General features: G+C 61.2%; 6 protein-coding genes and 1 pseudogene. 5 read left to right on the top strand and 2 right to left on the bottom strand.

Annotation, left to right across the window (positions count from 1 at the left end):
• Together GIW04_RS25535 and GIW04_RS25530 are read right to left on the bottom strand one after the other, a co-directional pair.
• The coding region (locus GIW04_RS25535; protein WP_236479311.1) for a hypothetical protein at positions 1–256 on the bottom strand (256 nt) is incomplete at its 3' end.
• A 153-nt stretch (positions 257–409) separates the two neighbouring features.
• Entirely contained in the window at positions 410–973 is a 564-nt protein-coding gene (locus GIW04_RS25530) for a helix-turn-helix domain-containing protein (protein WP_003192155.1), read from the bottom strand.
• A 92-nt stretch (positions 974–1,065) separates the two neighbouring features.
• Here GIW04_RS25530 and GIW04_RS25525 point away from each other — a divergent pair, with 92 nt between their 5' ends.
• The 5 genes and pseudogenes from GIW04_RS25525 to GIW04_RS25505 all read left to right on the top strand — a co-directional run.
• Positions 1,066–1,995 (top strand): DMT family transporter, encoded by a 930-nt coding sequence (locus GIW04_RS25525; protein WP_003192156.1) that lies wholly within the window; start codon positions 1,066–1,068, stop codon positions 1,993–1,995.
• Positions 1,996–2,356: 361 nt separating this feature from the next.
• Positions 2,357–5,278, top strand: coding sequence for a monovalent cation/H+ antiporter subunit A (locus GIW04_RS25520; RefSeq protein ID WP_003192157.1), 2,922 nt, complete (start codon positions 2,357–2,359; stop codon positions 5,276–5,278).
• The gene (locus GIW04_RS25515) at positions 5,278–5,622 is read left to right on the top strand and encodes a Na+/H+ antiporter subunit C (protein WP_003192163.1); all 345 of its coding nucleotides are present in this window, start codon (positions 5,278–5,280) and stop codon (positions 5,620–5,622) included. The genes GIW04_RS25520 and GIW04_RS25515 overlap by 1 nt, the downstream gene beginning before the upstream one ends.
• Positions 5,619–7,301: a monovalent cation/H+ antiporter subunit D gene (locus GIW04_RS25510; protein WP_003192165.1), complete on the top strand. Its 1,683-nt coding sequence runs from the start codon at positions 5,619–5,621 to the stop codon at positions 7,299–7,301. The genes GIW04_RS25515 and GIW04_RS25510 overlap by 4 nt, the downstream gene beginning before the upstream one ends.
• Positions 7,298–7,408, top strand: a pseudogene (locus GIW04_RS25505) (Na+/H+ antiporter subunit E); the annotation flags it as partial. The gene GIW04_RS25510 and the pseudogene GIW04_RS25505, both read left to right, overlap by 4 nt.

The following is a 7,408-nucleotide window of genomic DNA, read 5'->3' as shown; positions in this document are numbered from 1 at the left end:
GTACTAATACGTCGATAGTGGCGCAAGGATTAGTGACCTTACGAAAACTGAACCACGTTCCGCCCTCCACTTTTTGGGAGCAAGCTACCTCGTCCTCAAGTTGGATACCGGCATAGGGGAACACGTGCATGTAAGCGAGTTTATTCTCGATATCGTGATTATTGAGCGTCCCATCAGGGTTCACCGGAGTGATCGAAGCATCAGGCAACGTCGAGCCAGGCAGGTTTGTAGCTGGATCAGGCAAAAAAATATCCATTGACTATCTCCTTCAATAAGTTAACTCGACTTGCGCTGATAGCACATCAACGATATCGAGAAACCAATCTAGCAAATATGACGAACGCTTAAACCTGTCAAACTCAACAGTTGACAAACAATAAAAACTGTCGACAGACACCTGACAAATTAATCAAATAACGACATTACGAACAAACTGCACCGCGACCTCACTATCATTGCGGTAGACGTGGCCTTGGCGGCTGGCAAACATAAAAAACTCGCCAGCGCTGACGATTATTTTTTCGTCTCCCACTTTCAGTGTCAGGTGACCTTCATATACAAACAACTGCACGCTCCACCCTTCCGGATCCGGCTCGGGACAGTAGCGATCCCCTGGTTCCAAGCGCATCTCCCACAATTCAACTTCACGTCGAGCGTTAGCCTTAGCCAGTAATACGGCTTTGCTGCCCGGGATCTCACCCGCCCAGGCCAGCTCGTTGATGCAGCTGTGATCGGGAGCATCCGGCGCCTGGATCAAATCACTGAACGCCACGTCCAACGCTTCGGCCACTCGGTCCAGGGTCGATAAGCTGACGTTCTTCTCCCCTGCCTCAATCGCCACCAGCATGCGCCGGCTGACCCCGGATTTTTCCGAGAGCGCGGTCTGGCTCAGGTCGGCGGCATGGCGCAGGCGACGAACGTTCTGGCTGACGTGCTGCAGGACCGAGGCCCGTTGCGGATTTTCTTTGTGCACTATATTGCTCAATAGGTGGGTGTGCGCAGTATACTGCCCAGCGTGCGGCGCATTGTGCGGTCCGTGCTTTCCCCTTGCAAGACCGAGCCGCCATGACCACCCCGAACTCCCCTTCGCGTTTCAACCGTTTCAGTAAAGCCGAATGCATCCTGGTGGTGATCACCATGATCTGGGGCGGCACCTTTTTGCTCGTGCAGCACGCTATGGCCGTCAGCGGGCCGATGTTTTTTGTGGGTCTGCGCTTCGCGGCGGCGACGATAGTGGTTGGGCTTTTTTCCTTGCGCACCCTGCGCGACCTGACCCTGTTCGAATTGAAGGCCGGGGTGTTTATCGGGGTGGCGATCATGTTCGGCTATGGCTTGCAGACCATTGGCCTGCAAACCATCTTGAGCAGCCAGTCGGCGTTTATCACCGCCTTGTATGTACCATTCGTGCCGCTGTTGCAGTGGCTGGTATTGGGCCGTCGCCCCGGGTTGATGCCCAGCATCGGTATCATGCTGGCGTTTGCCGGGTTGATGCTGTTGACCGGCCCGGCGGGGGCTTCACTGAACTTCAGCCCAGGTGAAATCGCTACGCTGGTCGGTGCCGTGGCAATAGCGGCCGAGATCATCTTGATCAGCGCATTTGCAGGCCAAGTGGATATTCGCCGGGTGACCGTGGTGCAACTGGCCACCGCTTCGGTGCTGTCATTCATGATGGTGGTGCCCATGGGCGAGGCGTTGCCGGGCTTTTCCTGGCTGCTGCTGTTCAGTGCCGTGGGCCTGGGCTTGACCAGTGCGGTGATCCAGGTGGCGATGAACTGGGCCCAGCAAAGTGTTTCGCCAACCCGGGCGACGTTAATTTATGCCGGTGAGCCAGTGTGGGCTGGCGTTGTGGGGCGTATCGCCGGGGAACGGTTCCCGCCGATTGCGATGTTGGGCGCGGTGTTGATTGTGGTGGCGGTGATTGTGAGTGAGTTGAAGACGAAGGGGCAGAAGGCCGTTGAGCAGGCAGATGCCTTGGAACAGGAGCGTCAGGGCTAACCTGGGAACGCTGTGGTGCCAGGTCTATCGTCATCGCGGGCAAGCCCGAATACCAGTCAGTTAAGGCTTTTTGTAGGAGCGAGCTTGCTCGCGAAAAACTTACAGGCGCCGCGTCCATTCAGCAAACCCACGTTATCGTTGACGTTTTTCGCGAGCAAGAACTAGGCGTCCCCCTCGCTCCTACAGTAGGCGAGGGCAAGCCCGGCTCCCACAGGGTCGGCATTTCAGTTCAGAGGGAGGTTGAAACAGTGCCAAATGGGAAGTTTCAGCCTACCTTGTAGGATCCTGCCACATCTTGCCGTTTGGTGATCGTGAAAGCGGCACGTATGATGCATCCCAAACTCCCGCAGATTAGAAGCCTATGTCCCTGATAGTTCTACTGCTTCTGCCTTTTATCGGCAGCTGTCTGGCGGCCTTGCTGCCGCATAACGCACGTAACACCGAATCCCTGTTGGCCGGCCTTGTGGCACTGGTCGGTACTATTCAAGTCGCCCTGCTCTACCCCCAGATCGCCCACGGTGGCGTGATCCGCGAAGAATTCATGTGGTTGCCCAGCCTGGGGCTGAACTTCGTGTTGCGCATGGATGGGTTTGCCTGGCTGTTCTCGATGCTGGTGCTGGGCATCGGCACGCTGGTGTCGCTGTATGCGCGTTATTACATGTCACCGGACGACCCGGTGCCGCGTTTCTTTGCGTTTTTCCTGGCGTTCATGGGCGCCATGCTTGGCCTGGTGATCTCCGGCAACCTGATCCAGATCGTGTTTTTCTGGGAACTGACCAGCCTGTTTTCGTTCCTGCTGATCGGCTATTGGCACCACCGTGCCGATGCGCGGCGGGGTGCGTACATGGCGCTGATGGTCACCGGCGCAGGTGGCCTGTGCCTGTTGGCGGGAGTGATGCTGCTGGGGCATATCGTCGGCAGCTATGACCTGGACCAGGTGCTGGCGGCGGGCGATCAGATTCGCGCGCACTCGCTGTACCCGGTCATGCTGGCCCTGGTGCTGATCGGCGCCTTGAGCAAAAGCGCGCAATTCCCCTTTCATTTCTGGCTGCCCCACGCCATGGCGGCGCCCACTCCGGTTTCAGCCTACCTGCATTCGGCGACGATGGTGAAGGCCGGCGTGTTCTTGCTGGCCCGCCTGTGGCCGTCGCTGTCCGGCAGCGAAGAATGGTTCTGGATCGTCGGCGGTGCCGGCGCCCTCACGCTCCTCCTCGGCGCTTACTGCGCCATGTTCCAAAACGATCTCAAGGGCCTGCTGGCCTATTCCACCATCAGCCACCTCGGGCTGATCACCCTGCTGCTGGGCCTCAACAGCCCACTGGCTGCAGTTGCCGCTGTATTCCACATTCTCAACCACGCCACCTTCAAAGCTTCGCTGTTCATGGCGGCGGGTATCATCGACCATGAAAGCGGCACGCGGGATATCCGCAAGCTCAGTGGCCTGGTACGTCTGATCCCGTTTACCGCGACCCTGGCGATGGTAGCCAGTGCGTCCATGGCCGGGGTGCCGTTGCTCAATGGCTTCCTGTCCAAAGAGATGTTCTTCGCCGAAACCGTGTTTATCTCGTCGACCCAATGGGTGGAAATCGCCCTGCCGCTGATCGCGACCATCGCCGGTACGTTCAGCGTGGCCTATGCCTTGCGCTTTACCGTGGATGTGTTCTTCGGCCCGCCCGCCACCGACTTGCCGCACACGCCCCACGAGCCGCCGCGCTGGATGCGCGCCCCGGTCGAGCTGTTGGTGTTCACCTGCCTGCTGGTGGGGATTTTCCCGGCCCAGGTGGTCGGTTCGATCCTCGCCGCTGCCGCCCTGCCGGTGGTGGGCGGTACGCTACCGGAATATAGCCTGGCGATCTGGCACGGCTGGAACGCACCGATGATCATGAGCCTGGTGGCGATGACCGGCGGCGTGGTGCTGTACCTGCTGCTGCGCAAGCAACTCAAGCGTGGCCGCTTCGAATACCCGCCGCTGATCGGCTACTTCAACGGCAAGCGCGGTTTCGAGCGCTGCCTGGTGGTGATGATGCGCGGCGTGCGCCGCATCGAGAAACGCATCAGCACCAAGCGCCTGCAAACCCAGTTGTTCCTGTTGGTGCTGCTGGCGGTGATCGGCGCAATGATCCCGATGATCAACAGTGGCCTCAGTTGGGGCGACCGCCCGAAAATCCCGGGCTCCATCGTCTTCGTCACCCTGTGGTTGCTGGCGATTGCCTGCGCACTGGGTGCCGCCTGGCAAGCCAAGTACCACCGGCTGGCGGCCCTGACCATGGTCAGCGTGTGCGGCCTGATGACCTGCGTCACCTTCGTGTGGTTCTCGGCGCCGGACCTGGCCCTCACCCAATTGGTGGTGGAAGTGGTCACTACCGTGTTGATCCTGCTTGGCCTGCGCTGGCTGCCACGGCGTATCGAGGAAGTTTGGCCATTGCCCAACACCTTGCGCAAGGCGCGAATTCGCCGGGTGCGTGACTTGCTGCTGTCCACCGTAGTCGGCGGCGGCATGGCGCTGTTGTCCTACGCGATGCTGACCCGCCAGACGCCCAACGATATCTCCTCGTTCTACTTAAGCCGTGCCCTGCCCGAAGGCGGCGGCAGCAATGTGGTGAATGTGATGCTGGTGGATTTCCGTGGCTTCGACACCTTGGGCGAAATCACCGTACTCGGCGCCGTGGCGTTGACTGTTTACGCCCTGCTGCGCCGCTTCCGCCCGTCCAAGGAAAGCATGCAGTTGCCGGCGCAACAGCGCCAATTGGCACCGGACGTGGCCACCGACCTGGTCAACCCGCGCCAGGCCAGCGACACCGCCCTGGGCTTCATGATGGTGCCGGCGGTGCTGGTGCGCCTGCTGCTGCCGATCGCGCTGGTGGTGTCGTTCTACCTGTTCATGCGTGGCCACAACCAACCGGGTGGTGGTTTCGTCGCCGGGCTGGTGATGTCGGTGGCGTTTATCCTGCAATACATGGTCGCCGGTACCCAGTGGGTCGAGGCGCAGATGAGCCTGCGGCCGATGCGCTGGATGGGCTTCGGCCTGCTGTCGGCCACCTTGACCGGGCTGGGCGCGCTGTTCGCCGGGTACCCGTTCCTCACCACGCATACCTGGCATTTTAGCCTGCCGTTACTGGGCGATATCCATATCGCCAGTGCGCTGTTCTTTGACGTCGGCGTGTACGCCATGGTCGTGGGCTCGACCCTGTTGATGCTTACCGCCCTCGGCCACCAGTCGGTACGCGCGCATAAACCGAGCAACCAGCCCAAAGTGGTTGCTGCAACCGAAGGAGCCGCCTGATGGAAGAAGTCATCGCAATAGCCATTGGGGTCCTGGCGGCCTCCGGCGTCTGGTTGATCCTGCGGCCACGGACGTTCCAGGTGGTCATGGGTTTGTGCCTGCTGTCCTATGGAGTCAACCTGTTCATCTTCAGCATGGGCAGCCTGTTTATCGGCAAGGAGCCGATCATCAAGGACGGCGTGCCCCAAGACCTGCTCAACTACACCGACCCACTGCCCCAGGCCCTGGTGCTCACGGCCATCGTGATCAGCTTCGCCATGACCGCGTTGTTCCTGGTGGTGCTGCTGGCATCCCGCGGCCTCACCGGCACTGACCATGTAGACGGCCGGGAGCCTAAGGAATGACGTGGATGAATCAACTGATCGTCGCGCCGATCCTGCTGCCGCTGCTCACCGCCGGGCTGATGCTGATGCTGGGCGAGAAACGCCGCCCGCTCAAAGCCCAGATCAATCTGTGCTCCAGCATCGTCGGCCTGGGCGTGGCCATCCTGCTGTTGTACTGGACGCAACAAGGCGGCCCCGGCTCCATTGGCGTGTACCTGCCGGGCAACTGGCAGGTGCCGTTCGGCATCGTGCTGGTGGTGGACCAATTGTCGGCGATGATGCTGGTGCTTACCGGGGTGATAGGCGTCAGCGCGCTGCTGTTCGCCATGGCACGCTGGGACCGTGCGGGCACCAGCTTCCATGCCCTGTTCCAGATCCAACTGATGGGGCTGTACGGCGCCTTCCTCACCGCCGACCTGTTCAACCTGTTCGTGTTCTTCGAGGTGCTGCTGGCCGCCTCCTACGGCCTGATGCTGCACGGTTCAGGCCGCGCGCGGGTGTCGTCGGGGCTGCATTACATCGCGATCAACCTGCTGGCGTCGTCGCTGTTCCTGATCGGCGCGGCGATGATCTACGGCGTCACCGGTACGCTGAACTTCGCCGACCTGGCGTTGAAAATACCGCTGGTGCCGGAGGCCGATCGCGGCCTGTTGCATGCTGGTGCAGCGATCCTGGCGACGGCGTTCCTGGCCAAGGCCGGGATGTGGCCGCTGAACTTCTGGCTGGCGCCCGCCTATTCCTCGGCCAGCGCGCCGGTGGCGGCAATGTTCGCGATCATGACCAAGGTCGGCGTGTACACCGTGCTGCGCCTGTGGACCCTGCTGTTCTCCGGCCAGGCCGGCGCCTCGGCGCTGTTTGGCGGCGACTGGCTGGTGTACGGCGGCATGGCGACCATCATTTGCGCGGCACTGGCGATGGTGGCGGCGCAGCGCCTGGAGCGCATGGCCAGCCTGAGCATCCTGGTGTCGGCCGGGATCCTGCTGTCGGCCGTCGGGTTTGCCCAGCCGAGCCTGACCGCTGGGGCGCTGTTCTATCTGGTCAGCTCCACCCTGGCACTGAGTGCGCTGTTTTTGCTGGCGGAGCTGATCGAGCGTTCGCGTTCGGCCAACGACCTGCCGCTGGATGAGGAGATTGATGCGCTGCCCAAAGCCATGGAATCGCTGCATCCGCGTCCTGGCGTGAACCTGGACGATGAGCAAAAAGCAGTGATTGGCCAGGTCATCCCCTGGACCATGGCTTTCCTGGGCCTGAGCTTTATCGCCTGCGCGCTGCTGATTATCGGCATGCCACCGCTGTCCGGGTTTATCGGCAAGCTCAGCCTGTTGAGTGCGCTGATCAATCCACTGGGCCTGGGCAACGCCGTGGACGAATCGATCCGCCCAGCGGCCTGGGGCCTGGTGGCGCTGCTGATTCTCTCTGGCCTGGCCTCGCTCATCGCTTTCGCCCGCCTCGGCATCCAACGCTTCTGGACCCCGGAAGAACGCCCATCACCGCTGCTGCGCCGCTACGAGTGTGTGCCGATCTTCCTGCTGCTGGGGTTGAGCATAGCGCTGACCTTCAAGGCCGAAGCGCTGATGCGCTACACCCAGGCCACCGCCGAAAGCCTGAACAACCCGGAACACTACGTGATGGCAGTGCTCGCGACCCGGCCAGTGCCCAGCCCTGAAGCCAAGGCCGCCGCCCTGGAGGTGCAGCCATGAAACGTCTGTTCCCTGCCCCCTGGTTGTCGTTGGCGTTGTGGGTGTTGTGGCTGGTGCTGAACCTGTCAATCAGCCCTGGCAACCTGCTGCTGGGCGCACTGCTGGGC

It is taken from the genome of Pseudomonas sp. PA-4-8C (genome assembly GCF_021606625.1).
GTDB classification, from domain to species: domain Bacteria; phylum Pseudomonadota; class Gammaproteobacteria; order Pseudomonadales; family Pseudomonadaceae; genus Aquipseudomonas; species Aquipseudomonas lactis.
This window is presented reverse-complemented; position numbering and strand designations above follow the sequence as displayed.